At 39.6% G+C, this 434-nt stretch carries 1 protein-coding gene; it reads left to right on the forward strand.

The genetic code is table 11. The features are described 5' to 3' along the window. A partial coding sequence (locus GB932_RS21925; protein WP_156758909.1) for an aminotransferase class V-fold PLP-dependent enzyme occupies positions 1 to 434 on the forward strand: 434 nt, incomplete at both ends.

Consider the following 434-nt stretch of genomic DNA (forward strand, 5'->3'; position numbering starts at 1 on the left):
ACCATGTATTTTACCACAAGAGGTATTTGAAAAATCAGCACAGGCTATCCTTGACTTTAACGGTATTGGATTGTCTCTCCTTGAAATTTCTCACAGAAGCAAGGATTTCGTTGCGGTAATGGATGAAGCGCGTGCCATTGTAAAAAGATTGATGAATCTTGGTGATGATTATGAAGTACTTTATTTAGGAGGTGGTGCCAGCCTGCAGTTTGCAATGGTTCCTTACAACCTGATGAAAGTAGGAGGAAAAGCAGCTTACCTGGATACAGGAACATGGGCAGCCGGAGCCATTAAGGAAGCAAAAAAAGTAGGAACAGTGGATGTAGTAGGTTCTTCAAAAGAAGAAAACTATTCTTTTATTCCTAAAGATTATACGGTAGGTGCAGAATACGATTATTTCCACTGTACTTCCAACAATACCATTTATGGAACTC

Origin of the sequence: Microbacterium karelineae (assembly GCF_009745985.1) — a bacterium.
GTDB lineage: Bacteria > Actinomycetota > Actinomycetes > Actinomycetales > Microbacteriaceae > Microbacterium > Microbacterium karelineae.